Source organism: Streptomyces sp. NPDC107528, assembly GCF_055639295.1.
The window spans coordinates 273,665-299,226 of sequence record NZ_JBVKAV010000011.1 but is presented as its reverse complement, the minus strand read 5'-3'; the positions used below and the strand labels follow the sequence as shown (position 1 = coordinate 299,226).

The 25,562-nt window shown below is 68.9% G+C and carries 24 protein-coding genes; 14 read left to right on the top strand and 10 right to left on the bottom strand.

Annotated elements, in window-relative coordinates; all coding sequences use genetic code 11:
• The first annotated feature begins 47 nt into the window (after positions 1–47).
• From ACZ7L5_RS32730 to ACZ7L5_RS32700, 7 genes are all read left to right on the top strand, one after another.
• Positions 48–374 carry a TraR/DksA family transcriptional regulator gene (locus ACZ7L5_RS32730; RefSeq protein WP_471521329.1) on the top strand — a complete coding sequence of 109 codons (327 nt, stop codon included), beginning with the start codon at positions 48–50 and terminating at the stop codon, positions 372–374.
• A gap of 52 nt (positions 375–426) precedes the next feature.
• A complete protein-coding gene (locus tag ACZ7L5_RS32725) occupies positions 427–801 on the top strand; it encodes a TraR/DksA family transcriptional regulator (protein ID WP_471521327.1) in 375 nt (124 codons plus the stop codon).
• Complete coding sequence (locus tag ACZ7L5_RS32720; RefSeq protein WP_471521325.1) at positions 798–1,622, top strand: hypothetical protein; 825 nt, start codon at positions 798–800, stop codon at positions 1,620–1,622. Before ACZ7L5_RS32725 ends, ACZ7L5_RS32720 begins: the two co-directional genes overlap by 4 nt.
• Positions 1,623–1,739: 117 nt before the next feature.
• Positions 1,740–1,997 carry a hypothetical protein gene (locus tag ACZ7L5_RS32715; RefSeq protein ID WP_471521323.1) on the top strand — a complete coding sequence of 86 codons (258 nt, stop codon included), beginning with the start codon at positions 1,740–1,742 and terminating at the stop codon, positions 1,995–1,997.
• A gap of 85 nt (positions 1,998–2,082) precedes the next feature.
• The gene (locus tag ACZ7L5_RS32710) at positions 2,083–2,460 is read left to right on the top strand and encodes a PadR family transcriptional regulator (RefSeq protein ID WP_383243953.1); all 378 of its coding nucleotides are present in this window, start codon (positions 2,083–2,085) and stop codon (positions 2,458–2,460) included.
• 14 nt (positions 2,461–2,474) lie between these two features.
• A complete protein-coding gene (locus tag ACZ7L5_RS32705) occupies positions 2,475–3,026 on the top strand; it encodes a hypothetical protein (RefSeq protein ID WP_471521321.1) in 552 nt (183 codons plus the stop codon).
• 191 nt (positions 3,027–3,217) lie between these two features.
• Positions 3,218–3,835 carry a VOC family protein gene (locus ACZ7L5_RS32700; protein ID WP_471521319.1) on the top strand — a complete coding sequence of 206 codons (618 nt, stop codon included), beginning with the start codon at positions 3,218–3,220 and terminating at the stop codon, positions 3,833–3,835.
• A gap of 137 nt (positions 3,836–3,972) precedes the next feature.
• Here ACZ7L5_RS32700 and ACZ7L5_RS32695 read toward each other — a convergent pair whose 3' ends face one another.
• The 3 genes from ACZ7L5_RS32695 to ACZ7L5_RS32685 form a co-directional block, all read right to left on the bottom strand.
• Positions 3,973–4,998 (bottom strand): alcohol dehydrogenase catalytic domain-containing protein, encoded by a 1,026-nt coding sequence (locus ACZ7L5_RS32695; RefSeq protein WP_471521317.1) that lies wholly within the window; start codon positions 4,996–4,998, stop codon positions 3,973–3,975.
• A gap of 451 nt (positions 4,999–5,449) precedes the next feature.
• On the bottom strand, positions 5,450–6,688 hold the full coding sequence (locus tag ACZ7L5_RS32690; protein ID WP_471521315.1) for a SpoIIE family protein phosphatase: 1,239 nt from the start codon (positions 6,686–6,688) through the stop codon (positions 5,450–5,452).
• 169 nt (positions 6,689–6,857) lie between these two features.
• Positions 6,858–7,148 carry an Atu4866 domain-containing protein gene (locus ACZ7L5_RS32685; RefSeq protein ID WP_471521313.1) on the bottom strand — a complete coding sequence of 97 codons (291 nt, stop codon included), beginning with the start codon at positions 7,146–7,148 and terminating at the stop codon, positions 6,858–6,860.
• A 304-nt stretch (positions 7,149–7,452) separates the two neighbouring features.
• Between ACZ7L5_RS32685 and ACZ7L5_RS32680 the strand changes: the two genes are divergently transcribed.
• The 6 genes from ACZ7L5_RS32680 (at position 7,453) to ACZ7L5_RS32655 (ending at position 13,099) form a co-directional block, all read left to right on the top strand.
• Positions 7,453–7,776, top strand: coding sequence for a hypothetical protein (locus ACZ7L5_RS32680; RefSeq protein WP_471521311.1), 324 nt, complete (start codon positions 7,453–7,455; stop codon positions 7,774–7,776).
• Between the two features lie 130 nt (positions 7,777–7,906).
• Entirely contained in the window at positions 7,907–8,053 is a 147-nt protein-coding gene (locus tag ACZ7L5_RS32675) for an Atu4866 domain-containing protein (protein ID WP_471521309.1), read from the top strand.
• 65 nt (positions 8,054–8,118) lie between these two features.
• Positions 8,119–9,516 carry an amidohydrolase family protein gene (locus ACZ7L5_RS32670; RefSeq protein ID WP_471521307.1) on the top strand — a complete coding sequence of 466 codons (1,398 nt, stop codon included), beginning with the start codon at positions 8,119–8,121 and terminating at the stop codon, positions 9,514–9,516.
• An 84-nt stretch (positions 9,517–9,600) separates the two neighbouring features.
• The gene (locus tag ACZ7L5_RS32665) at positions 9,601–10,461 is read left to right on the top strand and encodes a helix-turn-helix transcriptional regulator (RefSeq protein ID WP_471521305.1); all 861 of its coding nucleotides are present in this window, start codon (positions 9,601–9,603) and stop codon (positions 10,459–10,461) included.
• 81 nt (positions 10,462–10,542) lie between these two features.
• A complete protein-coding gene (locus tag ACZ7L5_RS32660) occupies positions 10,543–11,358 on the top strand; it encodes an SAM-dependent methyltransferase (protein ID WP_471521303.1) in 816 nt (271 codons plus the stop codon).
• Positions 11,359–11,596: 238 nt separating this feature from the next.
• Positions 11,597–13,099: a SpoIIE family protein phosphatase gene (locus ACZ7L5_RS32655; RefSeq protein WP_471521301.1), complete on the top strand. Its 1,503-nt coding sequence runs from the start codon at positions 11,597–11,599 to the stop codon at positions 13,097–13,099.
• Here ACZ7L5_RS32655 and ACZ7L5_RS32650 read toward each other — a convergent pair.
• From ACZ7L5_RS32650 to ACZ7L5_RS32640, 3 genes are all read right to left on the bottom strand, one after another.
• A complete protein-coding gene (locus ACZ7L5_RS32650; protein ID WP_471521299.1) occupies positions 13,078–13,593 on the bottom strand; it encodes a hypothetical protein in 516 nt (171 codons plus the stop codon). The genes ACZ7L5_RS32655 and ACZ7L5_RS32650 overlap by 22 nt on opposite strands.
• 114 nt (positions 13,594–13,707) lie before the next feature.
• On the bottom strand, positions 13,708–14,844 hold the full coding sequence (locus ACZ7L5_RS32645; RefSeq protein ID WP_471521297.1) for a hypothetical protein: 1,137 nt from the start codon (positions 14,842–14,844) through the stop codon (positions 13,708–13,710).
• A gap of 77 nt (positions 14,845–14,921) precedes the next feature.
• On the bottom strand, positions 14,922–15,704 hold the full coding sequence (locus ACZ7L5_RS32640) for a calcium-binding protein (protein WP_471521295.1): 783 nt from the start codon (positions 15,702–15,704) through the stop codon (positions 14,922–14,924).
• 388 nt (positions 15,705–16,092) lie between these two features.
• Here ACZ7L5_RS32640 and ACZ7L5_RS32635 point away from each other — a divergent pair, with 388 nt between their 5' ends.
• On the top strand, positions 16,093–19,368 hold the full coding sequence (locus ACZ7L5_RS32635) for a LamG-like jellyroll fold domain-containing protein (protein WP_471521293.1): 3,276 nt from the start codon (positions 16,093–16,095) through the stop codon (positions 19,366–19,368).
• A gap of 138 nt (positions 19,369–19,506) precedes the next feature.
• On the opposite strand, the gene ACZ7L5_RS32630 is transcribed toward ACZ7L5_RS32635, so the two are convergent.
• The 4 genes from ACZ7L5_RS32630 to ACZ7L5_RS32615 form a co-directional block, all read right to left on the bottom strand.
• Positions 19,507–21,876: an AbfB domain-containing protein gene (locus tag ACZ7L5_RS32630; protein ID WP_471521291.1), complete on the bottom strand. Its 2,370-nt coding sequence runs from the start codon at positions 21,874–21,876 to the stop codon at positions 19,507–19,509.
• 126 nt (positions 21,877–22,002) lie between these two features.
• Positions 22,003–23,037 carry an ABC transporter permease gene (locus tag ACZ7L5_RS32625; protein ID WP_471521289.1) on the bottom strand — a complete coding sequence of 345 codons (1,035 nt, stop codon included), beginning with the start codon at positions 23,035–23,037 and terminating at the stop codon, positions 22,003–22,005.
• Positions 23,034–23,996, bottom strand: a complete 963-nt coding sequence (locus tag ACZ7L5_RS32620) for an ABC transporter permease (RefSeq protein ID WP_471521287.1) — start codon at positions 23,994–23,996, stop codon at positions 23,034–23,036. Before ACZ7L5_RS32620 ends, ACZ7L5_RS32625 begins: the two co-directional genes overlap by 4 nt.
• Positions 23,989–25,548 carry a sugar ABC transporter ATP-binding protein gene (locus tag ACZ7L5_RS32615; protein WP_471521285.1) on the bottom strand — a complete coding sequence of 520 codons (1,560 nt, stop codon included), beginning with the start codon at positions 25,546–25,548 and terminating at the stop codon, positions 23,989–23,991. The genes ACZ7L5_RS32620 and ACZ7L5_RS32615 overlap by 8 nt, the downstream gene beginning before the upstream one ends.
• Positions 25,549–25,562: the final 14 nt, after the last annotated feature.

Genomic DNA, 25,562 nt, shown 5'->3' with positions numbered 1-25,562 from the left:
CATCCGCGCCCTCCGCACTATCCGTCTTTCGTAGGTAAGGACCGACCATGTCGCTCGATACGCCCCGCACCGAATCCCGTCCTGTGCGTCTGACTGCGCACGAGGCCCGCCAACGCCTGGAGCACGAACGCGGCTCCCGGCTGACGCAGCTACAGGCCATGGACGAGGCCGGGCCTGGCGCGGCGGAGCAGCTGATGTCGGTACAGAAGGACACGATCGAACGGGTCCTCAAGGAGATCGAGGCTGCCTTTGCCCGTGTCGACGACGGCAGCTACGGAACCTGCCTGGGCTGCTCCACGACCGTCCCGGTCGAGCGCCTGGAGATCCTGCCCTACACACGGTTCTGCGTCTCCTGCCAGATCAATGCCGCCTGACACAACCGCCACCCAGTCTCCGTCTCCTGCCCTGCCCTGCCCGAGGGGTGAAGTGGTGAACCAACAGATCATCAGTGGCCGCGACACGACCCTGTCGGTCGAGGACCTTGCCGCGCTGCGCGAGAACCTGCGCGAGCAACGTCTGTTCCGCCAGGAACAGCTCCAGCAGCTCACCGTCCCCGCCACGAGCCGCACCGAGGCGCTGCTCGACCGGCGGGCCGCTTCTCAGCTCGAAGTGCACGTCAAACTCGCCGCCTCCGCCCGCATGGTGCTCGCCGACGTGGAAGCGGCCCTGACACGCATGGATCAGGGCCGCTACGGCACCTGCCACCTGTGCCGCAGGCCCATTGACCGCGAGCGTTTGATGATCGTGCCGCAGGCCCGCTACTGCGCCCGCTGCCAGCAGGTCAGAGAGGCCGGACGATGACGGCACAAGCCCGCCCCCGGACCGCGACCGCCCCGAACCGTACCTGGCCCTTGTACCGCCAGTGTTCCGGGATCGCTCTCGACCTCGGCAGCGCCCGAACCCGCGCCTGGGTGTCCGCCCGCCGAACGATCCTCGACGTGCCCACGGTGACCTTGCCCGGCGACGGCACGACCCACCCCATCCTGCGCGGCACCATCGTCGACACCCCCGCCACCGCCCGGATGCTCGACCGCCTGCTCGGCCACCTCCTGCCCCGCTTCGGCAGTCGCCTGATCGTCCTGACCACGCCCGTCCTGGGTGGAGTCACCTTCCGGAAGGAGGCCCGCACCGCACTGGAACCCCTGCGGCCGCACACCGTGCTGACCGTCCCCTCCGCACGAGCCGTGGCCACGGCCGCCGGTGCCGGTCTGACCCGGCCGCTGCTCGTGGTGGACATCGGCGCCGACATCACCGAGGTCGTCCTGCTCGCCGACGGCACCGTGACCGATGCCCGCCACGCCGTCCTGGGCACCAGCGACCTGGACCGTCTCACCCCGCCCACGCAGATCACCGACGCGGTCACCGCAATGGTGACCACGATGCTGGAGGAAGACCACACCACGCAGACGCTCGACGCCCTGCAACGGGGGGTACTCCTGGCCGGCGGAGGCGCGCTGCGCCCCGACATCACCTACCCCCTCGCCGCCCGGCTGCACGCCCCCATCAAGCCCGTTGCCGCCCCGCACACCGCCGCTGTCCGCGGCGCGGCAAGACTCCTCGAAGCCGCGCACACCCACCCGTCGACGACCGGAGCCGCCGAACTCCCCGAGCCGTCGCACTGAGTTCGGCCTACGGCTGTCGCCTTTATCGGGGTCCTCACTGGTTTCCGGGCTGTCGGCCTGGTTGGAACCTCACATTCGAGCCGAGCATCTCGGGAGGCGGTCTGTGGAGACACGGAGGTGCTCCTGGCCGAATGCCGCAGGCGGCAGCCGACGGCCCGGCGCTGGCGGGGCCCGCTGCAGGACTGGACAGTCGGCTACGGTTACCGGCCGTTGCGGTCCGCGGTGTGGCTGTTGTTCGTGCTGATCGCTGGGACGGGCACCTTTGCCGTCCACCATCCGCCCGCGGTGAAGCCGGCCGCAGCGCTCATTGCCGCCGGCTGGATCCTCGCCACGACCGTCGCAGCCGGACTCACTCGCGCGCCGGCCCGGAGGTAGTCCGACACGACGTACCGTCCGAGTTCATTGCCGTGCACCGCAAGTATCTTGCGACGCATGGCAATAGCTGACTATCTTGTACCGCATGACAAAGGGGCGGCCCGCTAGCGGTGACCAGCGTCGTAGTCAGATGCTGCGCGGAGTTCTCGATCTGTGCCTGCTGTCGCTGATCGCCGAACGACCGCGCTACGGCTTCGAGTTCGTGACGGCACTCGCCGACAGCGGGCTCGATCTCGTAAGCGAAGGCAGTATCTATCCGTTGCTCGCCCGGATGGAGCGGGAGGGGCTCATCTCCTCGTACAGCGCCCCGTCGGCCAGCGGTGGCGCCCCCCGCAAGTACTACCGCCTGACCGAAGCGGGACGTACCGAACTGACCAGCGGCCGGGCCGTGTGGCACGCCTTCAGCGGGCGTGTGGGGCGGATCCTGACCGACACCGAACCCACGGGGGGAAGCGCACCATGACGGACCAGCGAACCATGACGAAACAACAGGTACTCGCGGTCTGCCGCAGCAACTGGGAGTACCGGGGCATCGACGACGGATCCGTCCGGGAGATGCTCGACGAGCTCTCCGCCCATCTGGAGGACGCGGCGGCCGCAGGGCGCACGCCTCAGGACGTCGTGGGCGACGACGTCAAGGAGTTCGCCGCGTCGTGGGCGCGGGCCCGCGCTCCGCTCCCCCGCCGGCTGCTGCGCACCGCGGCGATGGTCTGCTTCGTGATCGGCTGGCTGCTGCTGGCCACGTGTCTGGTCCGGTGGACCACCGAACGAGTCGTCAGCGTCGACGAGGTCGCCTTCTGGGCCGTCGTCGCAGCGGTCACGGTCGCCTGGGAGTTGCGGAGCGGCCGCCTCGGGCTCGTAAAGAACCTTGCGGTCGCGCTGGTTGCCGGCTTGGGCGCGGTGCTGCTCTCCCAGTGGCTGGTCGGCGACAGGGCGCTGTTCACCTTGCCACTGTGGGCCGCCCCGGTGCTGCTCCTTCCCGGACTGCCGTATGCCGTCGCCGATGCGCGAGGCAGGAAGAGCAGGTGAGATCGACTGGGACATCGCGGGCGGGTCGGCAAGGCGGCCTCGGTGGAGTTGCCCGATCCCCGCGTTGCCGACAATCCACTCACGAACCACGCTGTTAGTGGCGACGGCGTTCACTCGCTCGGTGGCTCTCCGGCAAGACCGTGCGAGCCTCGTCGCGTCGGCTCCTTGTACGAACGCGGGAGGTGCCAGTCATGGACATGAAACTCGAGGTCGTCGTGGTGCCGGTGTCCGACGTCGACCGGGCCAAGGGCTTCTACACGCGCCTGGGCTGGAGGCTGGACGCGGACGTCGCCGCGGACGAGAACTTCCGGGTGGTGCAGGTGACGCCGCCGGGCTCGCCGGCGTCGGTCATCTTCGGCGCCTCGGTCACGTCCCAGACGCCGGGCTCGGCTCAGGGGCTGCACCTGATCGTGGACGACATCAACGCCGCACACGATCAGCTGAAGCGGCTCGGCGCCGAGCCGAGCGAGGTGTTCCACGACGCGGGCGGCGTCTTCCACCACGCCGGGACCGACGCCCGGGTGCCAGGTCCCGATCCGCAGCGCACCAGCTACGGCTCGTTTCTGTCCTTCAGTGACCCGGACGGCAACGGCTGGCTCCTTCAGGAGATCACGGCCCGCCTCCCCGGGCGCCTCGATCCCGCGACCACGACGTTCACCTCGGCCGAAGACCTGGCAAACGCACTGCGCCGCGCCGCGGCTGCGCACGGTGAGCACGAGGCGCGCATCGGTGCGGAGGACCCGAACTGGCCGGACTGGTACGCCCAGTACATGGTGCGCGAGCAGGCAGGAACCGAACTCCCGTCGTAGTCGCTGCGACCGCCTCAGACCTCGGCGAGGCCGTCTGGATGGATGCGGCGGGGCCTGGCCTGTTCACGTTCTTGGTCATGCCGTCGCCCCGCGTCGCCTTGGCCGGCCGAAGTCAGCTGGGCGTGAGCCGGCCGGCGTCAGCTGGGCGTGAGCACCATCCGGAAGCGGGCGGCTCCGGAGAGCATCTTCTGGTAAGCCTCATCGGCGTGGTCCAGCGGCGCGGTCTCGGTGATTGGCCGGATGCCATGCAGGACGCTGAACGCCATGGTGTCTTCCACGTCCTGCGAAGTGCCGGATGGATGGCCGCGGACGACACGGCCGCTGAGAAGCAGCTGGGCGGGGGTGGTGCTCATGGGTGCGGGATCCGCCCCGATGATCACCAGCTCCCCTCGCGGTGTCAGGCCTTCCACGGTCGCACTGATGGCCTGGGAGTTTCCGGCGGTTGCCAGCACGGTCCTCGCACCGCCGAGGGCCTGGAGCGCCTCCGCGACCGGGACGTCCGAGGTGCTGTCGATGTAGTGGTGGGCGCCCAGCCGCTTGGCGGACTCGGCCTTCTCGGCGCCACGGGCGATCCCCACGGTCTCGAAGCCCATGGCGACTGCGTACTGGACTCCGAGGTGCCCCAGGCCACCCAGGCCAAGGACGGCGACGAGGTCGCCGGGCTCAGCGGGGCTGCGTCGCAGTCCGTGGAACGTGGTCACGCCGGCACAGGCCATGGGCCCCGCGTCGGTTGCCGCGAGATCGTCAGGGATTTTGGCGAGGGCGTCGGCGGGCGCGATCATCTTCTCCCCGAAGCCTCCGTCGTAGGTCCAGCCAGGAACTTTCAGGTTCTCGCAGACGATGAAGTCGCCTTGCCGGCAGCGTGTGCAGTGGCCGCAGCTACCGCCGAACCAGCCGACCGCCACTCGGTCGCCCACCTGCCACCCCCGCTCGTGCACCCCGTCGCCCAGTTCCTCGATGTGCCCGGCGATCTCGTGTCCAGGCACGTCCGGGAACGAGACACCAGGTAGGCGACCATCGACGAAATTGGCGTCGCTGTGGCAGATACCGCAGGCCTCCACGGCGATCCTGACGTGACCGGGGCCGGGCTGCGGCACCTCTCGCTCGGCGATCTCGAGGGTGCCGCCTGGGGCCGTCACCTGCGCGACTCGGTAGCTGTTCATTGGTCCCTCCAGTGGGCGAATGCAAGGGCCTGATACCAGGGCAACAGGTCTGGCGCGATCACGCGCGTCGAGTCCTGTGCGCATGCGCTGACCTGGATGAGACCGCCCGTGGTACGTGGCAGCCGTTGCCGCCCGTGGATGCCGAAGCTGTCTGTCCGCCGGGGCGAAGGGACAGCACGTGGACAGCACGTAGGCCGGTCCCCCCGAGAGCGGCTGCCCCAGCCTTTAGCGCGTTCTGAGATCGCACGCGAGTTTGGTGTCACCGTCGGGGTCCGCGTAGATCATGGCCGGCAGCGGCACGTGCAGCACGGACGACGCGTCCTCCCGGCGCCAAGCGCCCCATTTGACCGTCGAATTGCTTCCTTCCATCGAGCGGGATCCAGGGCCGTGATCCGCTTGAGGCCACGGTGGGGCATCCGATGCCGCCGCTCCTCAAGCGGATCCATCTCGGTCACAGGCGGATGACGATGAGGGCGATGTCGTCGGGGGCGCCCCTTGCAACGCCGAGGCGGGTCAGCAGTTCGTCGGCGAGCTGGTCAGGGGCGAGAGAGCTGACCTGGGCCAGGGCCGTCGTCAGACGTGTCAGGCCGACGTCGATGTCCTCGTCGCGGCGCTCGATCAGGCCGTCCGTGTACAGCACGAGGGTGTCCCCCACGGTGTAGGCGAGGCCGGCCTGAGGGCGGGGGACATGGTGCTCGCGGGCGCCGAGCGGCGGGTCGGTGGCTTGGTCCAGGAGTTCGCAGGTGGCGTCGGAGTGGAGCAGGACGGGTGGCGGGTGTCCGGCATTGCTGTAGATGATCAGCTTGCTGCGGGTGTCGATCAGTACCTTGACCGCGGTTGCCGCCGTCGCGCCGTCCAGGGAGCGGGCGTACAGACCAAGGACTTCCAGGGCCTGGGCGGGGCTGGGAGTGGTGCGGATGACGGCGCTCAGTGCGCTGCGCAGCATTCCCATGACGGCGGCGGCGTGCAGGCCGTGGCCGACAACGTCTCCGACCGCCGCGGAGTAGCGGTCGGGTGGCAGGTCGACGACGTCGTACCAGTCGCCGCACACGTTCAGTGAGGTGGTCGCCGGCAGGTAGCGGACCGCGATGTTCTCGGTGTGGTGGTCCAGGTCGGGGGCGGAGAGCATGGCTTCCTGCAAGGTGACCGCGACCTGCCGTTCGCGGGCGTGGGCCTGGCGCAGTTCCTCATTCAAGTGGTGCAACTCGCGGGCCCGCGCGAACAACTCGGCCGCCATGCCCTTCTCGCGTTCGGTGAAGCCCGCGGTGAGCGCGCGCGCCCGGCGTGACCGGATGAAGACGGTTACGTCTTCGGCCCGTTGAACGATCCACTTCACGCTGCCGTCAGCCCCGGAAATAGGTGTGTGAATCTCCGACCACCAGCGCTCTTCGAATTCGCCCGGATGCTGGAGGGCGGGGATGTCGTACCGCTGAAGCACCAGGGTCTCCGGTTCCCCGGTCTCCAGGACCCGGAGCAGTGAGGCCTTCAGGTTCCGCTGCGCCTCGACGGGGGCATGGGGGTTTTCCGGCAGTGCGTCGAAGAAGTACTTTCCGACCAGCTCGTTCCGGGACCGCCCGGTGGCCTGCAGGTATGCATGATTGACGTAGCGGATCACCAGGTCCGTACCCATCACCAGGTACGGGCTCGGTGTGGCGTCGAAGAACGCCGTGAATTCAATCTCCGCTGTCATCGGGCGCTCTCCCAGAGTTGCGAGTGCGACCGCCTGTACCTCCAATCTACGAGCGAATCGGCAGCCGGGCTCAACCAGCCTCACTTGGCTCAAGACATCCCACCGAACTGTCCGGGCGGGACGCGCCACGAAATCGAGGCCAGTGCGGCTGCCCGCGTGTGGTTCTTGGCTACGGTCCAGATGCCCGCCTGGTCTGCTCGTCCCCCTCGCGGTAGAGCACCAGGTGCTCATGGAAGAGAACGCCGTCGCGGACGTCGCCGGTGGCGGTGAAGCCGGTGTCGTCGACGTAGTCGATGTGGTTGCCGGTGACCGTATAGCTGCCGGTGTAGGCGCTGAGGCGGTTGCCGCGGGCTTCGTCGTAGCGGCCGTCGGGCAGGAGTTCCTGGCGGATGAAACCGTCCGCTGTCACCCACATTCCGACGTAGGGGTGAGGGTCGCGGAGTGTGTCGGTGCTGGTCATGGCTCTACGGTCGCCTGGGCGCCCGGCGGCAACCAGGCCACAGTCTGCCCAGGTGAGAGCTTCCTGGGTGTCGCGCACCCAGGACGGACCGTGGGCCGGGCCCATGCCCCATTTCCGCAGGCGGGGGAACGGATGGTGGGTGTCCGACACCTAGGTACAGCGTGGCCTGGTTCCGGATCCACCGCGCACCGAACCTAATGGTCGGGTGGCCACTGCGGCTGCCGAACCCTCGCCTCGGACCTGTACCGGCGCCCATCTCGCGCAGCGGGGAAACCTACGCGGCGACCCCACTGAGGAGCAGGCAATGAGCACCACCGAGACCGGCACCGTGAGCTGGAACCCCGAGGCTCTCAAGGAGATCCTTTCGAATGACGAGGGGCGTCCCGTCCTCTTCGCCCACGCCCGCATCCTGACGATGGACCCGCTGATCGGAACCATGAGCGGCGCCGACCTCCTGTTCGTCGGCTCCCTGCTCGTGGGGGTCGGCCCGGGCATCATCACCGCGGCGGGGGACGACAACGCCATCGTGGTCGACTGCACCGGCCTGACCATCGCCCCCCGCCCGTCGTGGACACCGTCGCGCCGGCGGGTGGCCGCGGCCACCGCTCCGAGTACGTCGCGACGCTGACCCCGGGCAGCGCCCCCGACTTTCTGGTGCTGCCTGACGAACTCGCCGCGGACGTGCCGAGCGCGGTGACCACCCTCATGACCCGGCCCGGGCAGGTCCGCGCACTCGTCGCAGCAGGCCGCCCGGTCCTGTGGGCCGGCACCGACGTTCCTGCCAAGGCCGGTACGGGATCGACGGCGACCGCATCGACTACCTGGACGACCTCGGCTTCTGGGCCTACGGCGAGTTCCAGGGCCACGAACTGCACCACGCGGGCTATGTCATGAAGCTCGGCTGACCCTCCCCCTCCAGAGCACGGCCCATCCTCACGGCCCTGTCCGCCGTACAGAAGGAACACCTCTCATGAACGTCAACGACACCACCGGCGCCGCCGTCCTCGAAGAGCTCCGGCGTCGGCCGGCCGACCGGCGGCGCATCCTCTTCACCGGCGCGACCCTCGTCACCATGGACCCCGACCTCGGCGTCATCAACGGCGGCCACCTCCTCGTCGAGGGCGACACGATCACCGCCGTCGGCCGTCACCTCGACGCGGACGGTGCGGTGGTCGTCGACGCCACCGGCACGATCCTCACCCCCGGATTCGTCGACACCCACCGGCACGCCTGGCAGGCCCAGCTGCGCCGGATCATGCCGGACGTCGACGACCTCGGCGGCTACGTCATGTCCACCCTGGCCGGATACGCCACCGTCTACCGGCCCCAGGACATGTACATCGGTACCCGGCTCGCCGCCCTGACCGCGATCGACAGCGGCATCACGACGATGCTCGACTTCTCCCACAACTCCCGCACCCGCGAGCACTCCGACGCCGCCATCGAAGCCCTCGTCGACACCGGCATCCGCGGCGTACACGCCTCCATGGGGCCGCACTTCGGCGAGTGGGACCGGCAGTGGCCCGGCGACCTGACCCGCCTCAAGGACCAGTACTTCAGCAGCAGCGACCAGTTGCTCACGCTGCGCCTCGCGACGCTGGCCACCGACGAGATCGCCGGCCCGGTTCTCGCATACGGCCCCGAACTCGCGTGCGTCGCGGCGGAGTTGGGAATCGGCGTGAGCGTGGACGCCGTCTTCGGCACGTCCTCCTCCGACGCGGTCCTGCGCTGGGCCCAGGACGGCGTCCTAAGCCCCGACGTCACCCTCATCCACTCCACGGGACTGACCGCCGAGGCATGGAAGGCCATGGGAGGGACAGGTACCACGGTCGCCCTCGCCCCCACCTCCGACGCCCAGATCGGACTGGAGACCGCGATACCGGCCGTCGACGAGGCCCTCGCCGTCGGCATCCGCCCCGGACTGAGCATCGACGTCGAAGTCGCCCTGGCCAGCGACATGTTCACGCAGATGCGGGCCCTGCACGCCATCCAGCGGATGCGCGCGGTCCACGCCGCCTACGGCACCGACGATCAGCCCTCGCGCATCACCACTCACGACGTCCTGGACTTCGCCACCCTCCAGGGCGCCCACACCAACGGCCTGGCCGGCGTCACCGGCTCACTCACTCCGGGCAAGAAGGCCGACCTGCTGGTCATCCAGGCCGAGGACCTCAACAACATGCCGCTCAACGACCCGATCGGCACGATCGTGCTGGGCTCCGACGCCCGCAACATCAGCGCCGTCCTCATCAACGGCGAGCCCCGCAAGTGGGACGGACACGTCCTCGACGTCGACCTGAACGCCCTGCGCGGCGAGGTGCAGGCCTCTCGCGAATACGTACTGAACACCCCGGCCACCGCCTCCTGAACATCCCCGCCGCCCCGGCATTCCCTTCATCGTTCCCCCATGGCTGCTTGTTCTGGTCGGCCGCGAAACGCCTAGTCTTGCCCCATGAGCAGTGGGACACCTTTGGGTGCTTTCCTCAGAGCCCGCCGAGAAGCCCTCAAGCCACACGATGTCGGTCTTCCCGAACACGGGCGACGCCGGGTGCCGGGACTGCGCAGAGAGGAAGTCGCACTCCTCGCCGGGGTCAGCGCCGACTACTACATCAGGCTGGAACAGGGTCGCGAGAACAGCCCGTCCCCGCAGGTCCTCGATGCCGTGGCACGGGCCCTGAGACTGGACGCGGAAGCCACCGGTCATCTCAACCGCCTCTGCCTCACCGCCTCGCAGCGCCCACGCGACTGGGGCGAGAGGGACGTCAGCCGGCAGTTGTTGCAGCTGATGGACGGATGGGAGCACACTCCGGCCTTCGTCGTCGGCCCGGCCCTCGACATCATGGCGGGCAACTCCCTCGCCACAGCCCTCCACAGCGGATTCGAGAAGTTCGACAACCTCGCCCGCATGATGTTCGTCGACCCCGCAGGACGCGAGTTCTACCAGGAATGGGAGCGAGCCGCGCACTCCTGCGTCGCCGAAATCAGGGCCGCGTACGGACGCGACCCCGAATCGGCCCGTATTGCCGAAGTCGTGGCGGAACTGTCCGACCAGAGCGTGGAGTTCGCTGAAATCTGGCGGATGCACGACGTGAAGGCGAAGTCCCAGGAGGGCAAGCATCTCAAACACCCTCAGGTCGGAGATCTGCACATCACGTTCGCGGCTTTCACCGTCAATGGGGCCTCGCACCAGCAACTGGTGGTTTATCAGGCTGAACCGGCCAGCCCGGCAGCGGCCGCGTTCGAGACGCTGAGGGCCATGGCCACACAGCCGGAGCAGGCCCAGGCAGCGGTGCCCGTGACCGGCCAAGTGTGAACTGCTGCAGATACACAGGGCGTTCGGACGTAGGTTGTGCCGTGAAGCATCCATACTGCGGTTCAAGAACGGACACGACTCATGACCGACCCCGTGACGACGCCGGAACCGGCGAACCACCAGAACATCGACACTTCGGTTCCGCACTCCGCCCGCATCTGGAACTACTGGCTCGGCGGCAAGGACAACTACCCCGTCGACGAGGAAGCAGGCGACGCGTACACCGCGGTTTTCCCCGGCATCGTCACCATCGCCCGCTCCAGCCGCGCCTTCCTGCGCCGCAACATCACGTATCTCGTCTCCGAGGCGGGCATCCGGCAATTCCTGGACATAGGCACCGGTCTTCCAACCGCCCAGAACACCCATGAGGTCGCCCAGCGACTGGCCCCCGAGACACGGATCGTCTACGTCGACAATGATCCGATGGTGCTCGCCCACGCTCGCGCCCTGCTCTACTCCACCCACGAGGGCGCGACCGCCTACATCGACGCCAACGTGACGGACCCGGACCGCATCCTGGCAGCCGCCGCGAAGACACTGGACTTCGGCCGCCCCACCGCGCTCATCCTCAGCAACATCCTGGGCCACGTGCCCGACTACGATCAGGCACGCTCCATCGTCACCCGGCTGATGAGCGCCCTGCCCTCGGGCAGCTACCTCTCCATCAACGACGGATCGCGCGGCATCGACCCGGTCTTCGAGCAGGCCCAGGACGCCTACAACAGCAGTGGCGCCGTTCCTTACAACCTGCGCACGGTCGATGAAATCACCACGTTCTTCGACGGCCTGGACCTCATCGCACCTGGCGTCGTCTCGGTGACGCAGTGGCGACCGGAGCCGGGTTCGCCCACCGGGGAGGTCGTCGCCGAGCACGGCGGTCTTGCCCGGAAGGCGTAGGACTCGGCGTCTGCGTGCAGCTCCGAGAGGGTCCCCCGGCGAACTGCGGGCCCGCCGCCGCAACCAGCGCCGCCGACGAACCCGGCGGGATGACGTCCGGCAGGCTCCTGCTCCGCGGCCGACGCCGGCGTGCATGCGTCGGCCGCAGTGGAGGACGATGGGAGGGCGGACACTTGCGCCGGAACACGTCCGCCCAGCAGCACGGCAGCCCGATCTGCGGCAGGGAAGGAGGTCGGGCATGGGGCCGACCGAACCCTTCCGGGATGATCCCGGCACGTCGGGTGGGGTTGCGTCCCGGCCGGGCGGCCTGCTGGATGTGCTGAACGTGGCCGCGGTCCTCCTCAACGCCGAGGGCAGGATCGATCTCTGGAGCCCACAGGCCGAGACCCTCTTCGGCTACACCGCCGAGGAGGCACTGGGCCAGTACGCGGCCCGGCTGTTGATCGACAGAGAGCACCTCGACACGGTGCTGGCACTGTTCACGCAGGTCATGGAGGACGGCGAGAGCTGGGCAGGGGTCTTTCCCGTACGGCACAAGGACGGCAGCAGGCGCTTGGTGGAGTTCCGCAACATGCGGTTGCAGGACGACCACCGTGAGTACTGGGCCCTGGGTCTGGCCACGGACCAGGCGACGCTACGGCAGGTGGAGCGCAACCTGGCCCTGTCCGCCCAACTGGTGTCCCAGTCACCGATCGGTCTGGGCATGCTGGACACCGATCTCCGGTACATCTCCGTCAACCCCGCGGAGGAACGGATGAACGGCGTGCCGGCCACCGAGCACATCGGCCGCCACGTCCACGAGGTGGTGCCCTACCTGGACAAGTCCTTCGAAGGCGCCATGCGTGAAGTCCTCGCCTCCGGGACACCGATTGTCGACCAGTACATCGTCGGCCGCACGGCGGCGGACCCGGACAACGATCACGCCTGGTCGATCTCGTTCTACCGGCTCGAATCCCCCAACGGAAAAGTGCTGGGCGTGGCCACCTCCAGCGTCGATGTCACCGACCGACACCACGCCGTGGAAGAACAGCGGCGGACCGCCCTCACCCTCCAACGCAGCCTGCTGCCCCACCCCTCTCCACAACGGCCTGGTCTCGATGTCGCCTTCCGCTACCGCCCCGCCCAGGCCACCATCGAAATCGGCGGCGACTGGTTCGACGTCATCCCTCTGAACGGCGACAAGACAGCCCTCGTCGTCGGCGACGTCATGGGCAGCGGCGTCACAGCCGCCGCCAGCATGGGACAGCTGCGCACCGCCACCAGAACACTGGCCGACCTCGATCTGCCCCCCGACCAGGTCCTCCACCACCTCGACCACATCACGGACGACCTCGACACCATCGCGACCTGCGTCTACGCCGTCTTCGACCCCCACACCGCGCAGTGCCGCGTCTCCCTCGCCGGACACCTGCCGCCCGTGCTCCTGCGCCCGGACGCCACACGTGAGCTGCTCGACCTGCCCACCGGCGCACCCTTGGGCGGCTGCGGTATCTCCTTCGACTCCACCTCGATCGACTTCGGGCCCGGCAACCAACTTGTCCTGTACACCGACGGCCTCATCGAGACCCGCGACCAGCCGATCGACGCACGCCTGGACGCCCTCCTCGACGTCCTGGACGACCCCAACCGCTCCATCGACGCCACCTGTGACGTTCTCCTGCACACCCTGCGTCACGATGACGACCACGACGACGTAGCCCTGCTGATCGCTCGGGCAGGTCAGCAACCGCCGCAGTTGTAGTAGAGGACGTCCCAGTGGTTGCCCTCGTCGGCGTAGATGTTGCCCGAGCCGGAACGCCACTGGAGGGCCCCGTCGCCGCGCGGGCCGATGTAGGTGAAGGTGTTCTTGATGTAGTTCCCGAGACAGGTGTACTTGCCGAAGTCGAGCTTGTAGCCGTTCCAGTGCGAGTACGTGCCGGAGGCGTGTCCGGTTTCGGTACCGCCCGTTATGTTCAGGGCACAGCCGCTGGCGCGCTTGAGCGTCTGTGCGCCTTGGGCGGTGGCGAGGTTGAGCTGCTCGAAGGATGTGCAGGTGGGGTTGTTGCGGTTGGAACAGTTCCCTGACGACGACCAGGTGATACCGACCTGCTGGAACATGGACGTCGCGGTGGCGTGACTGATCTTGGTGACGGCGAACGCTTCGCCGGCGGTGCCGATGACGACGGCGCTGGGGGCGATGACGAGGGCGAGAGCGGTCAGGACCGAGCGGAGCCTCAAGGCCTGGGTGACCTTCATACGGGGGACCTTCCTGCGGTGGGCCACGGTTCCTGTGGGGCGGCTGTGCAGGTGGTGCAGGAAGAATGGTGCCCGCGGTCTACGCGCGTTGGCCAGAGGACAAAGCGGACGTCGTCATCCGCGCTCTTCGTGGCGCCGCCAAGCACGGCCGCCGTCAGGAGAGATCCACAGCCCTTCGCCCTTCACCAGGCTGTACGTCGCTGTCGTCGCGTCCGCGATGCCGTAGAGCGTCTTGCCGTGGACGGTGAGCGACGTGAATGCAGTCGGCGTCTTCAGTTGGTGGAAGGCGCTGTTGGTGTGGTCATCGGCGAGCCAGTAGCGGCCGCCTTCCTCGCCGAGGAGGAGCCGCCCGTCGTCGAGGACCTCAAGGACCCATGACTCCGGGCCACGCTTCAGGTCCGTCCAGGCAACGCCGCCGCCGAGTACCGTCCGCCAGTGCTGGCCGCTGTCCGTCGTCACCAGCAGCCCGGCCACACTCTCGCCGCGGATGAGGGACAGCGCCGCGGTGCCACCGCGCGCGACGAGGACGCCACCCGTGTACGGCTTCGGGACCGCCGTGGAGCCCAGGGTGCGGCCGTCGCGCTGCCACAGGACGCGGTGGGGGTCCTCGGTCAGTGACTGCTCCAGGCTCCAGATCGTGCCCCGCTCGTCGACGGCGAGACGGACGGCGTCTTGCGGCACGCCGGCTGGTGGCGCCACGGTGCGTGTGGCGGGGCGGTAGACAAGGGTCGGCTCCAACTCGGCGAGCAGGACGTCGCCGGGTCGGCTGCGCAACGGGGCCCCGGTGATGACGACCTTCTGCCGCTTGCCGCGCACGTCGAGGGCGTAGGCTCCGTCGGCTCCTTCACCCGGCGGCACCCGCACGAAGCCGCCGGTCACTCCCTTGTACGCGGCCTGTGTCGCCTCCGCGTCGGTGTGTTCCGCGTGCTGCGCGACCGTAGCGCCGTCCGGGTCGATGATGCGCCACGCGGACGCAGCCGGCCCTTCGTCGTCCTCGACGTTGCCGGCGTCGTACGTCAGAAGCAGCGAGCCCTCGCCCGCGCGGACCACTGCGGTGGGCGCGCCGGCCATCTCGATGACGTCGGCCGGCTGCGGGCGAGGATCTTCGATGACGCGCTTGTACTTCGCCTCCCGGTCCCCCGAGGACTCGTCATCGGGTCCCCCCGGTCCGCAGGCGGTCAGCGCCAGCACCGCACTGGCCGCGGCCACGAGCCCGACCGCCCGCCTCCCGGGTTTCCTCAGCGACGACATTTGCACATCCTCACACCCCGCAGCAGTGGCCTCAGAGAAAGCCGTTCGGCGCGGCGAGGTGTGACGTCGTAACGGGATCAGGGGCGTACATCGACGTGGTCACCGGTGGCCTTGGCCGGTCCGGTGGTGGTCGTGCCGGTGAAGTTCCAACGCCAGTAACCGTCCTGGACCGCCTTGACCGTGGCGCGCAGTGTGCCGGTGCTGCTGCTCTTCACGGCGACCACCGTGGCGTAGGTGCTGCTGCCCTTCGGGCGGAATTGCAGGTGCACGGTCTGACCCGCGTATCCCGCATACCGATAGGTGTCCCAATCGGCCCGCACGAGCTTGCCGTTGACGGTGATACGGGCGCCCTTGGTCACCGGCTCCGGGGACGCGTTGACGGTGAGCTGCGCGGCACGCTTGAGGCTGAACGACCCCACGCGCGGGGCGAAGACGGATGCGCCGTCGTTGGCGTCGGCCAAGGCGTCGACAGACCACGTTCCCGCGTTGGCGTTGGCAAGGTCCACCGGATCGTCGCTGCCTGGAGCCGGGTGGGCGTTGACGGTGAACGCCGTCGTGCAGGTCGTGGCGCTCTCGCAGAACGCGTCGGTGGTGTAGAAGCCGCCGTGCGGTCCTTTCAGATCCACGTCTACGAAGGACAGGCCGGAGTCGTCCGATCCGCTCACCGCGACCGGGAACACCACGTCGTGCGTGATACCCACGACGACGTCCCGTCCGGAGTTGACGGTGGCACCGCTGACCACCGGTTCGCCGGCCGCGGCATCGGCCGGGGTGCCGACACCGGCCAGCAGAACGAAGGCGGCCCCCAGCACGACTACGCGGCTCGGTCTGTCGCCAAGCGGTACGGCGTAGCGGTTCATGAACCCTCCAGGGGTGACAGGCCCTGCCATCCACCGGAAGGGAACGGTAGTTGGCAGGGGGCTCAGGAGACGGGAAGTCCGTCACTCCCTACGACTGCCGAGACGGCCCGATCGTTGCCCGGCGGTGAGGGCACCTTGTGCGACCTGGAGGGACGGAACGGTCATCCGGCGGCCACCTTCCCCCACGTCGCCGGTCAGTGCCAAGGAGCACCGAATGCCACAAGTTGCCTGCCCTGGGAGCCTGGTGAGGGTGAGTAACACAGTGGCGCGCGAGGTCTGGACAGCGATCGAGGGGCGTGCTGTCATTTCGGCTGTCACAAGAATTTCCAACGTTGAAAGGGCCCAGATGGCCGGTCCCGGTCTGCGGCCTCCGTGCGAGGAAGGTTCGATGACAAGACAACACATCAGCCCACGGGCCAGACTGTGGGCGCTGCTGGCTGCGGCCGCTCTCGTTGTGCCCCCGAGCGGTCTGGCCGCCACCGCGTCGGCAGTTGAGCCGACCGGCAGCGCCTCAGTGCTTTCCACCGAAGCAGCCGACGTCGAGGTGCACGGTCTGAAGGGCGAGTACTTCGGCATGTCGGCCCCGGGTGCACGGGACTTCGCCGAACTCGGTGGCACGCTGCTCGATCCGCAGATCAACTTCTCGGGCCTGACCAGCACCTTCCAAGAGCTGACCGGCAAGTCGGAGCACACGACCGCCCGTTGGACGGGCCAGATCGAGGCACCGGCCTCCGGCGACTACACCTTCTACGCCATCGGCGACAACGGCTTCCGGCTCTACATCGACGGCGAGCCGGTCATCGACCACTGGGAGCCGGACTGGGACAAGGAGCAGACCAGCGCCGCGATCCGGCTCACCGGCGGCGAGAAGCACGACTTCCGCCTGGAGATGTTCCAGGACTTCGGCGGCTCCAACATGTTCCTGCGCTGGGCCGGCCCGGGCCTGTCCAAGCAGCTCGTGCCGATGTCGGCATTCACTCCGCCCGAGGGCTTCGAGGTCTACCCGGTGGAGATGTCCGTGGGCGCGGACGGACGCCGGCTGCGGGCCCGGTTCGAGGGCAGGGTCGGCGACCTCCAGGCGGTCAAGGACCACCTCGAGGTCGAGGCCGACACCACGGCCATGCCCCTGAAGTCCGTCACCGTCGCCTCCCGCGACCGCAACTCCCTCCTCGTCACGCTCGCCGAACCCATACAGAAGAGCCAGCAGGTACGGGTCACCTACGACGGCGAGGGCGGCCTGACGTCGGGCGGCGAAACCGTACCGAAGGTCATCCGCTATGCCGACAACGCCTCAATCCACCGGCTGACCACCAAGTGGGGCGACAAGGTCGACACGAAGAACCCGCTGCCGGAGTACCCGCGTCCGCAGCAGGTGCGCTCCAAGTGGAAGAACCTCAACGGCTCTTGGCAGTTCAGCGGCGCCGAGGCGGGCGAGCAGCCGGTGTTCGGGAAGAACCTCGACGAAGAGATCGTGGTCCCGTACCCGGTGGAGTCGCAGCTCTCCGGGCTGGAGCGGCACGAGGACCACATGTTCTACCGCAGGCTGGTGAACGTCCCCAAGGACTGGAAGGTCGGCAAGGACGGCAAGGGCAACCGGCTGAAGCTGAACTTCGGCGCCGTGGACTACCAGGCCCGCGTCTTCGTCAACGGCACGAAGGTCGCCGAACACACCGGTGGCTACGACGCCTTCAGCGCCGACATCACCGACGCGCTGAAGGGCACAGGGCGGCAGGAGGTCGTGGTCGCGGTCACCGACACCGGAGGCGCCGACCAGCCGATGGGCAAGCAGTCCACCAACCCGGGCGGCATCTTCTACACCCAGTCGTCGGGCATCTGGCAGACCGTCTGGATGGAGCCGGTCGCCGTCGCAGCGATCGATAACGTTGTCTCCACCCCTGACATCGGCACGAGCAGCCTCGCGGTGACGGTCGAGTCCGGCAATGCGTCCGCCGGGGCCCGGGTCGAGGCGGTCGCCCGCGACAAGCGCGGCAAGGTCGTCGGCAAGGTCAGCGGGCCGGCCAACGAGCAACTGCGGCTGCCGGTGGCGAACCAGCACCTGTGGAGCCCGGACGACCCCTACCTCTACGACCTCGACGTCAGGCTCACCGACGGCAGGTCGACCGACAAGGTCGGCAGCTACTTCGGTATGCGCGAGATAGGCGTCGCGAAGGTAGGCGGTTTCCAGAAGCTCGTGCTCAACGGGAAACCGGTCTTCTCCCTGGCCACCCTCGACCAGGGCTTCTGGCCCGACGGCCTGTACACCGCGCCCAGCGACGAGGCCCTCGCGTTCGACCTGAAGGCGCACAAGGAGCTCGGCTTCAACGCCGTGCGCAAGCACATCAAGGTGGAGCCCGCGCGCTGGTTCTACCACGCGGACCGGCTCGGCCTGCTGGTCTGGCAGGACTTCGTCTCCGGCAACATCACGAACGAGACCGGGCGGCGTGCCTTCGTCGACCAGGGCCGGGAGATGATGCGCGAGCACCACAACGCGCCTTCCGTGATCGGCTGGATCGTCTTCAACGAGGGCTGGGGCGAGTGGGACCGCACCGAGACCGGCAAGATCGCCGAGTCCGTGAAGGAGGCCGACCCGTCCCGTGTCGTCAACGCCCACAGCGGTGTCAACTGCTGCAACTCCAAGGGTGATTCGGGCAAGGGCGACATCATCGACCACCACGACTACAACAACGAGGACCCGCCGTTCCCCGACGACAAGCGGGCGGCGATGGACGGTGAGCACGGCGGCTTCACCCTGCGTACCCCCGGGCACATGTGGCCGGGCGCTCCGACGGTGATCTACAGCGGTGTCAACGACAAGGAGGCATTGACCCGCAAGTACGTCGAGAACACCGAGAAGTTCTATCTCGACCAGGCCGGCGCCGAGCTGTCCGGTTCGGTCTACACGCAGATCTCCGACCTGGAGAACGAGCTCAACGGCCTGTACACGTACGACCGTCGGGAGATCAAGGTCGACCCGGTCCGGGTCCGTGAGGTCAACCGCAAGGTGATCGCGGCCGGTGCCGCCGCCGGCGAACGGCAGCCGCTCAAGGGCGGCGGGCACTGGGCCCTCGACGAGAGCGCCGGGACCACGGCGAAGGACGACGGCCCCAACACCAAGCCCTTGACGCTCTCCACGGGCACCACCTGGACGCCCGGAGTCAGCGGCAGCGCGCTGAAGTTCAACGGCAACGGCCAGTACGCCGAGACCGATGGACCGGTGCTCGACACCACCGGAAGCTACTCGGTCTCCGCGTGGGTCCGGCTGGACGAACTCCCCGGCAACTACGCCACAGCGATCAGCCAGGACACACGTCGCCAGGCCAGCCCGTTCTACCTCCAGTACGGACAGGGCGCGTTCGCCTTCAGCACACCGGGCGAGAGCCGTGCCCGCCTGGTCACCACCCCGGAGAAGGGCCGCTGGTACCACCTGGTCGGCGTCCGCGACAGCGCCGACAACACGATCAAGCTGTACGTCGACGGGAAGCCGGCTGCGAGCGCCTCCGGCGGTGCGGCCTACCCCAGCACCGGCGCCCTGGCCGTCGGCCGCGCCCAGTGGGGCGGCAACGACACCGACTTCTGGAACGGCGCGGTCGACGAGGTTCACGCCTACGACAAGGCCCTCACCGCCGAGGAGGTGAACGCGCTCTACACGGACGAGAAGCCGTAGCGGCAACGGCGACGAAGGGGCCCCGGGGGGATATTCCCCCGCCGGGGCCCTACGTCGCCCTTGTCGGATCACCCGCGCCGGAAGTCGGGCGGCGGCGTCAAGTGACAGCGCCGCCCGCTCTGGCCTGCTGCTCCCCGTTCACGGCGCCCAAGGTCCCTCCACGGCCCAGGTGGTGTCCTCCGTGAACAGGGCGGAGGTGTCCCAGGTGTGGGTGCCGCCCGGGGTGGCGAGCCACAACTCGGCGTTGTAGTGGCGCAGGTACTGCTCCGGGAAGTTGTACGCGGACAGCCGCACTCCCCCGTTCACTCCGGGGACGGGGCAGAAGGTGGCGTCGGCCCGGTACAGGTCGCCGCTGCCGGCTTCCTTGTGGACGCGGTACTCGCGGTGGCGCAGGTACTCGCCGGGGTAGTTGCGCGACTCGAAGCTGTAGCAGGAGGGGTTGGCGAGTCCGGGGACGATCTTCCAGGTGGCGTCGTTCTTCAGCAGGACGTCGCTGCCGCTGCTCACGACCTCCGTGAAGGCCGCTCCGTCCTTGTGGCGCACGAACCGGCCGGTGTGGCCCGGGGTCGTCACGCGTAGGGACTTGTACTGGTTGGTGGGCAGGGTGATGGGTGCCGTCGATCCGCGGGAGGCGTCGATGAGGGCCCGGTTGGCGGCGCGCACCCGGGCCTCGTCGACCTTGACCACCTGACGGTCGTAGGTGAGCAGGCCGTTGACCTCGTTCTCGACGTCGGTGATCTCGGTGTAGACCGAGGCGGACAGGCCGCGGGGCATGCGTACCTCGCGGATGGCGTCGATGAGGCCCACGAAACGGTTGTTGAGGTGGGCGAGGTCGGGCTGGTCCTCGTAGCTGAAGCCGCCGCCGGGGTACCACTCATGGCCGGCAACCCTGAAGCCCAGTCCGCCGAACTCGCCGAGCACGGCGGCGCGGGTGGAGCTGGGCACCGTGATGCCAGGCCCTACGTAGACGTGGTGGTCGACGACGTCGCCGTTGCCGCCGTCGACGGCGCCGCAGCAGTTGACGCCGCTCATGTTGTCGACGAGGCGTGAGGGGTCGTAGGCCTTGACCTCGTCGGCGATGCGGGCCTGGTCGTACTGGCCCCAGCCCTCGTTCTGGTTGACCCACATGACCAGGGACGGTGAGCTGCGGTGCTGGTCGATGATGCGGTCGTACTCGGCCTCCCACTGGGCACGGGCGGCGGCGTCGGGGGTGTGTTCCATGGACGGCATGTCCTGCCAGACCAGCAGGCCGAGCCGGTCGGCCCAGTAGAACCAGCGCTGCGGTTCGACCTTGATGTGCTTGCGGACCATGTTGAAGCCGAGGTCCTTGTGTTTCTGGAGGTCGTGGCGCAGGGCGGCGTCGGTGGGCGCGGTGTAGATGCCGTCCGGCCAGTAGCCCTGGTCCAGGGTGCCGGTCTGGAAGACGAACTTGCCGTTGAGGACCGGGCGCAGGACGCCGTCGACCCGGGCGATGCCGATGGAGCGCATGCCGGTGTAGCTGCCGACGGAGTCGACGGTCGTGCTGCCGGAGAGCAGGTCGGCCTTCACGTCGTAGAGGAAGGGGTCCTCCGGGGTCCACAGGTGCGGGTTCGGGACGGGCACGGTGAAATCGGTGCCGACCGGGCCGGTGGCGGTGCCGACCGTGGTGCCGCCGGTGGAGACGGTGACGCGGGCCTGGTGGCCGCTCGTTCCGGCGCCTCGGACGGTGACCTTGAGGCGGCTGTTCACCACGTCCGGCACCAGGTCGAGGCGGGCGATGTGCGCGGAGGCGGTCGGTTCGAGCCACACGGTCTGCCAGATGCCGGACGCCGCGGTGTAGAAGATGCCCCCGCCGGGGTGCGGGGCCACGTCACGGATCCGCTGCTTGCCGACAGCCTGGCCGCCGGTCTCGGTGGGGTCCCAGACGGAGACGACGATCGTGTTGGTGCCGCCGCTGAGGAGTTCGGTGACGTCGTAGGAGAAGGCGTCGAAGCCGCCGCTGTGGGTGGCTCCGGCCTGACGACCGTTGACCCATACGGTCGTTCGCCAGTCACTGGCGCCGAAGTTCAGCTGGACGCGGCGGTCGTTCCAGTTCGAGGGGACGGTGAAGGTGCGCTTGTACCAGAGCTTGTCGTTCTGGGTGATCTTGCGCTGGATGCCGGAGAGCGCGGACTCGGCGGCGAACGGCACGCGGATCTGCTCGGTGAAGGCGGCCGGCTGTCCGGCGTCCGCCGAGGTGACGGCGAAGTCCCAGATGCCGTTGAGATTGGCCCAGTCGGGGCGGGTCAGCTGGGGGCGGGGGTATGCGGGGAGCGGGTTGTCGGTGGGGACCTGGTTCGTCCACGGGGTGGTCATGGGAGACGGTTTGGGTGCCCACGCCCGGGGCGCGGCGGCGGCGGATCCGGTGGCTGTCAGTGCCGTGCCGCCGACCAGGGTGAGCGCGGCGAGCGCGGCGAGCGCGGCGGTCGCCCACCGCGCTCGCCGTCTCAGCCAGGCGAACGGCCTTCGGCCTGCGGGTACTCGACGCATCGTGCCTCCTTGAGTCGTGGGGTGGGAGACGTGCGCGTGCGGGCGACGGCCGGAGGGGAGCCCGGCCGCCTGGAACCGGACCCGGCGGCCGGGCCGTGAGGACTCGGCCGACGGGTCCGGGGCTTGTCACATCAGTTGCCGTCTGCGGCCGAGCCAGGTCTGGGCGATGACGACGACGGCGAGGAAGGCGCCGCTGACGACCTGCTGGTAGGAGGAGTCGAGGGAGCCGATCTGGTTGATGACGTTCTGGATGACCTTCAGCAGCAGCACGCCGACGAGTGAGCCGCTGACGTAGCCGAGACCGCCGGTCAGCAGGGTCCCGCCGATGACCACGGCGGAGATGGCCTCCAGTTCCATGCCGTTGCCGAGGATGGTGACGCCGGAGGCCAGCCAGGCGGCGTTGAGTGCGCCGGCCAGGCCGGCGAGGAGGCCCGACAGGGTGTAGACGAGGATCTTGGTACGGGCCACGGGGGCGCCCATCAGGGCCGCCGCGTCCTCGTTGCCGCCGACTGCGTAGACGTGCTGTCCGAAGCGGGTGCGGCGCAGGACCACGGCGCCCGCGACGAACAGGGCCAGGGTGATCCACACCGGGTTGCCGAGTCCCAGGGTGGTGCCCTGGCCCAGTTCGGCGAGGAAGGAGCCCTTGCCGATCAGGAAGGTGTCCGCGCCCTCGTCGGTGATGGCCAGCAGCAGGCCGCGCGCGCCCAGCATGGCCGCGAGCGTGACGATGAACGGGGCGAGGCGGGAGCGGGCGACCAGCAGGCCGTTGACGACGCCGATCAGTCCGCACACCGCCAGCGGCAGCAGCAGGGCCACCAGGGTGCCGTGGCGTGACCCCCAGGCCGCCAGCACGCCACCGAGGGCGAACAGCGAGCCGACGGACAGATCGATGCCACCCGTGATGATCACGAAGGTCATGCCGAGGGCGACGATCGCCAGGAAGGCCGAACTGGTCGCCATGTTGCCGATGTTGTCGCCGGTTGCGAAGGCGTCGAAGGAGAACGACGCCACCAGGGAGACCAGGACCAGCACGGCCAGCGCGCCGTGCTGCTGGATCAGGGCGCTCAGCCTCTCGGAGCGCGCGGAGCCGATCGGTTCGGTCTCCCCCGTCGGCTCGTTGTTCGCGGTGGTCACGGGTGCGTCCGCTTTCGTTACGGTCATCGCTTCCCCCGTCCCCGTGCCGCGTAGACCGCGGCGACGATCACTATGGCCTGGGCGATCTGGGTCCAGGAGGGCGGCAGATCGTGCTTGATGAGGGTGGCGGTGAGCAGCTGGATCAGTACGGCTCCCGCCACGGTGCCGGTGATGTTGACCCGGCCGCCGGTCAGCGGTGTACCGCCGACGACGACGGCCGTGATCGCCGAGAGCTCCATGAGGTTGCCGAGCGAGGTCGGGTCGCTGGCCTGGAGGCGGGCGGTCGCCAGCACACCTGCCACGGCGGCGAGCAGCGCGCACACGACGTACACGGTGATCAGCACGCGCCGCACCGGCAGCCCGGCGAGTTGCGCGGCCGGGCGGCTGTCACCGATGGCGAGCAGTTGGCGTCCGAAGGTGGTGCGGCGCACCACGAAGGCCACCAGCAGGGCCAGGACGGCGGCGATCAGGATCAGGTAGGGGATGCCGAGGACGTCGCCGGAACCCAGGGAGGCCAGGGAGGGATTACGCAGGTCCTCCAGCTGGGGCAGCAGCACCAGGGCGAGGCCCCGGCCGCCGACCATGAGCGCCAGGGTCGCCACGATGGGTTGCACACCCACGAACGCGACCAGCGCGCCGTTGGCCAGTCCGACCCCGGCGGCGAAGAGCGCGACCACGAGCAGGGCGGGCAGCAGTCCGTAGCCGAGGTACAGCGCGGTGACGGAGGCCGCCAGCGCCATCACGGCACCGACCGACAGGTCGACGCCCTCCGTGCCGATGACCAGGGCCATGCCGAGGGCGACGATGATGACGGGGGCGACCTGGACGGCCTGGGTGCGGAAGTTCTCCGCGGAGAGGAAGTGCGGTGTGATGACGGTGTTGACGACGAGCAGCGCCGTCACGCCCGCGTAGACGCCGTAGGTCTGAAGCCACTGGAGCGCGCGGGCCTTGTCCAGCGGGGCGGTGCGGAGGGCGGCCTCAGCCATCGGCGGCCACCTCCTTGGCCAGGTGCTCCACCGCGGCGTCCCCGGCGATGGTTCGCATCAGCTTGTCCTCCGTGACGTCGTCCCCGGTCAGTTCGCCGACGACGGCACCGTCCTTCAGTACGACCACGCGGTCGGACCCTTCGATCAGTTCCTCCAGGTCGGAGGAGATGAGCAGGACGCCCAGGCCGTCGGCGGCCAGTTCGTCCACGAGTTTCTGCACCTCGGCCTTGGCGCCGACGTCGATGCCGCGCGTGGGCTCGTCCAGCAGCAGCACCTTGGGGTTCATGGCGAGCCAGCGAGCGAGCAGCACCTTCTGCTGGTTGCCGCCGGACAGTTCACCGACCTTCTGGTGGGGCGAGGACGCCTTGATGCGCAGCCGCTTGACGAAGGTGTCGACGACGCTGTCGACACGGGCCTCCGAGACGAGGCCGAAGCGGGACAGGCGGGGCAGGACGGCGAGCGCGATGTTCTCCCGGACCGAAAGGCCGGGGACGATGCCCTCGCTCTTGCGGTCCTCCGGCAGCAGGCTGACGCCCGCCCGGATGGCGGCCGGTGCCGAACCGCCGCGCAGCGGGACGCCGGCCACGGTGACGCGGCCCGAACGGACGGGCAGGGCACCGGAGATGGCCTTCGCGGTCTCGGTGCGTCCGGAGCCGAGCAGTCCTCCCAGGCCGACGACCTCGCCGGGCCGGATGCTCAGGGACACTCCGTGCAGCTTGTGCGGCGCCGTCAGTTCCTTGGCGTCGAGCACCGGTTCGGTGTCGGCCGCCTGGTGGTCACCGGTGAACTTGGTGAGACCCTCCTCGCGGACCTCGCCCAGGTCCCGGCCGAGCATCGTGGACACGAGGGCGAGGCGGTCGAGGTCGGCCAGGCGGCCGTGGTGGACACGCCGGCCGTCGCGGAGCACGGTGACCGTGCTGCACACGGCGTAGAGCTCGTCCAGGCGGTGGCTGACGTAGACGACGGCGATGCCCGCGTCGCGCAGCCTCCGGATCACCGAGAACAGGGTCTCGACCTCGCGCGGTTCGAGGGATGAGGTCGGCTCGTCCATGATGACGATGCGTGCGTCGGTGGCGACGGCACGGGCCAGGGCCACCATCTGCTGGGCGCCGACTCCGAGGGTGCGCAGCGGTCGGCGGACGTCGACGCGGACGCCGTAGCCGCGCAGGGTCTCCTCGGCCTCCCGGTTCATGCGTGCGACGTCCAGGACACCGAAGCGGTTGCGCGGTTCGCGTCCCAGGAAGAGGTTGCGGGCGACGCTGAGCAGCGGGATCAGGTTGACCTCTTGGTAGATGGTCGAGATGCCCGCCTTCTGCGCCTCCAGGGGTGTGGCGAAGGAGACCTTGCTGCCCTGGAAGGTGATCTCGCCGGCGTCGGGGCGGTACACGCCGGTGAGGAGCTTGATGAGGGTCGACTTGCCGGCGCCGTTCTCGCCGATCAGGGCGTGGACCTCACCGGCGTGCAGGGTGAGGTCCACGTCGTCCAGGGCCCGGACGCCGGGGAAATTCTTGCTGAGTCCACGGACGGCGAGGACTTCGGCGGGGGGTGCCACCTGTGCCTCCAGGA